The sequence below is a fragment of the Caminibacter sp. genome (genome assembly GCF_053999135.1).
Window position 1 is genome coordinate 1 of the sequence record NZ_JBMXVQ010000095.1, and the last position, 3599, is coordinate 3599.

The window sequence follows — 3599 nt, forward strand, 5'->3', positions numbered from 1 at the left end:
ATTCATAAATCTCTTTAGCGGTATTTTCAATCGCTTTTATAATTTCAGTCATCTTTTCTCCTTTATATATCCTGTGCGTTTTTCAAAACCCAGTCTATTATTTCATCAATATTGTTCAAATCAAGTATTTCAATATAAGAAGGAATTTTACTTTTATCAACCGTATCATCCACAGCTACGGCCTTTATGTATCTAAAATAACTCTCATCTATATCTCCCCTAAATACCGCCAAACGAGGAAGAGGCAGATATTTCAATCCTTCCACAAGTAAAATGTCAAAATCTTTAATCATATCGACTATTTCATCCAAAGATTTTTGACGATGGGAAAAGTATGTAGTACGAGTAGGAGAAGTCACCACAACTTCAGCACCCGTTTGAAAAAATTTATAACTATCTTTTCCTTCTCTGTCAAACTGAGCTTTGTCACTCGGGTCATTTTTAATAATTGCAATTTTATAACTGCTTATAAGTTTTTTAGCAACTTTTTCTATTAAAGTAGTTTTACCAGAATTGCTAGGACCTGTAAATGCTATGGCTTTTCTCAAATTCCGCCCTTTTTTTACATAATTTTATCAAAAAAAATTAGCTATAATTTTTAAAAGGAGAAAAAAATGGATATCGAAACGTTAAAATCAGTATTTATAACCATAGCGCTCGGTTTTTTAATAGGTCTTGAAAGAAACATATCGTTTAAAGAAGAAAATGAAAAAGGGTTTGCAGGAAGCAGAACCTTTGCTTTAATATCTCTTTTAGGTTTTTTAAGCGGTTATATGGAAAATTTTTATAATAATTTTATATATGTCAGTTTCTTTGGAGTTATTACTTTAGTTAGTATAGCTTATTTTTTAAAAGTGTTTCATTATCACAAACAAGGAACTACCACACATGTTAGCGCTTTAATAGCATTTATTATAGGAGTTTTAATTTATAACAAAGAAATTTTAAGTGCAATAATTATCGCCACTATAATAGTTTTACTTCTTAATATAAAAACAACATTAAAAAATCTCGAATCAAAACTTTCATCAAAAGATATAAATGCCGCTATTTTACTTCTTGGAATGAGTTTTTTAATCCTGCCCTATCTTCCGGATAAAATGATTTATTACGTAAATCCTCATAAAACCTGGCTTATGGCAATAATTATAGCTTCATTATCATTTATAGGATATTTGGGAATAAAACTTTTCGGAGAAAAATACGGAATAATATTAACAGGGGCGGCGGGAGGATTTGTTAGCAGTACCGCTGTTACATATTCTCTTAGTAAATTATATTCTAAATTACAACACAAGACAGCCGTATATACCTATGCTTCTGCAATTGCCATAGCCAATACCATAATGTTTGCAAGAGTTTATATTGAAACGTTATTGATAAATAAACAACTTGCCTATATTTTAGCCTTTTCATATTTATTTACCACTTTTATAGGAGTGGTAATTTCTTACAGACTTTACAAAAAGTCCCCAAATGAAAAAATAAACACAACTCTTATAGAAAAAAATCCGTTAGAAATCGAAGAAGCTATAAAATTCGCCGTTATTTTTGCCATCATATACGCTTTAACTTACTATATAGGAACAAACTATGGAAATACCGGAATTTATCTTATCTCATTAATCTCAGGACTTACCGATGTTGACGCCATAACTCTTTCTCTCTCCTCACTTGCAAAAAACAAAATATCGCTAATAAATGCAGCAATAGGAATATCTATAGCCAGTATTTCAAATTCTCTTTTTAAATTAAGTATCGTATGGTTTTTTGGCAAAAAAGAATTGGCAATAATACTCACCAAATTTTTTGCCGTTTTATTAACCGTTTTTATTCTCTCTCTTTTAATTTCTCTAACCTTTCTAAAATAGGAGGATGAGAATAATAAATAAAAGAATAAAGTTTACTGACTTTTGGAAAATATTTATTTTCTTTTACAAGTTTTTTTAAAGCACTGGTTAAATCTTTTTTGCTAACCAGCTCAGCCCCCATTTTATCCGCTTCAAATTCATTATGTCTACTGATAAGATTAACAACAGGTTGCATTAAAAATATTATCATATCACTAAATAAAAGCGCTAAAATAATTATATTAACACCGTTTTTAGGAATTTTTAACGCCTCAAACAAACTGTCAGACAAATGTCCGAAAATAAAAAATATAATAAAAAGTACTATCCCTAAAACCGAAATATTTTTTAATAAATCTTTATGTTTAAAATGACCAAGTTCATGTCCTAAAACAGCCAATATTTCCTTATCGTTAAGTTTATTTAAAAGAGTATCAAATAAAACCACTCTTTTTGTTTTCCCAAATCCAGCAAAATAAGCATTTAATCTAGTATCTCTTTTACTAGCATCCATTACATATATACCGCTACTTTTAAAACCAACTTTTTCCATCATCTCTTCAATCGATTCTTTAAGCTTATCATTTTTTAAAGGTTCGAATTTATTAAACCAAGAAGCAAAAAAAGGATACAAAATATTTATCAACACAACAACGCCAAAAGTAAATAAAAAACCTATTAACCACCAATATTCAAAATTTTCTATAAAATAGATAAGACCGGCAAAAAAAGCTCCCCCAAAAACTAAAAATAAAATTATTTTTTTTAATTCATCAACAAAAAATATTTTCCAAGGAGCAACATTAAAACCAAATTTTTTATCAATATGTTTCTCCCAAATATGTATAGGAAGAGTTAACAGATAATTTATAGTAAAAAAAGCTAAAAGAATATAAAGCTCACTCACTAAAGTACCATCATATAAAAGATAATTAACAATAAAAAGTCCTCCGCTTAACCAAAAGACTACTAAAAAAAGAGAAATTAAAGAGTTAAAAATTTCTATAGTATGTTTATAAATAGAATAAATGGCAGCTGTTTTAAAATCTTCAAAATTCAATAAGACAGGACCTTTATAAAATTCATTTTTAATAAATAAAACTTCTTTTATCTCAAGTAAAATCTTAGCAAATACATATATACCATACAATGCTATTAATACATTAGCCATAAACACCCTTCTTATTTTTATTTTAAAAGAATTATACAATAAAAAACAAGACACTAATTACATCGGACAGTGTTGTTTTATGCTGAAAAAATGTAAATAACGAAAAAGTAAAAATATGACAGCGTTGCGGATTTTAACGAAAATTTTGCCCTAAATTAAGTGCGTTTACCCGTTAGCACTTTTTAGCAAAATTTGAGTGATGCGTAAGCAAAAAGGAGCTCGAAGCTGTCATATTTTTATCTTTGTAGTTTAGCATGAAACAACCTTGCATTTCGATACTGGGTAAATACGCTTAACAAGAGTGCAAATTTTTAACATTTCGTAAAAGCTAAAAAGAGCAAATATATCAGTAGCGATTAAAAGAAATGAAGCAAAAGTGCCAGACTCTTTAGAATAAATAAAGGATTAAAGACGGAATATTAAGGGTTAAAGTAAAGATTAACTAATGTAGATTCAAGAGATTAAGAGTATACACTATAAATCCTAGCGGGGACCTACTTTCCCACATCCGTAAGGATGCAGTATCATCAGCGCTGTAGGGCTTAACTTCCTGGTTCGAAATGGTTCAGGGTGTCTCC

3 protein-coding genes and 1 rRNA gene are annotated in these 3599 nt (G+C 29.0%); 1 reads left to right on the forward strand and 3 read right to left on the reverse strand.

All coding sequences use genetic code 11. From position 1 onward, the window contains the following. Positions 1–62: 62 nt before the first annotated feature. Positions 63–548, reverse strand: a complete 486-nt coding sequence (gene mobB, locus ACXJH6_RS07335; RefSeq protein ID WP_456471105.1) for a molybdopterin-guanine dinucleotide biosynthesis protein B — start codon at positions 546–548, stop codon at positions 63–65. Positions 549–614: 66 nt separating this feature from the next. Here mobB and ACXJH6_RS07340 point away from each other — a divergent pair, with 66 nt between their 5' ends. Then, a complete protein-coding gene (locus ACXJH6_RS07340; protein WP_456471106.1) occupies positions 615–1871 on the forward strand; it encodes an MgtC/SapB family protein in 1257 nt (418 codons plus the stop codon). On the opposite strand, the gene ACXJH6_RS07345 is transcribed toward ACXJH6_RS07340, so the two are convergent. Continuing rightward, entirely contained in the window at positions 1831–3021 is a 1191-nt protein-coding gene (locus ACXJH6_RS07345) for a M48 family metallopeptidase (protein WP_456471107.1), read from the reverse strand. The genes ACXJH6_RS07340 and ACXJH6_RS07345 overlap by 41 nt on opposite strands. 481 nt (positions 3022–3502) lie before the next feature. Continuing rightward, positions 3503–3599: ribosomal RNA gene (gene rrf / locus ACXJH6_RS07350) — 5S ribosomal RNA — on the reverse strand; the annotation flags it as partial.

Excerpts from the sequence above, each read along its gene's own strand:
- ACXJH6_RS07340 (WP_456471106.1), top strand. The coding sequence starts at position 615 with ATGGATATCGAAACGTTAAAATCAGTATTTATAACCATAGCGCTCGGT.
- ACXJH6_RS07345 (WP_456471107.1), bottom strand. The coding sequence starts at position 3,021 with ATGGCTAATGTATTAATAGCATTGTATGGTATATATGTATTTGCTAAG.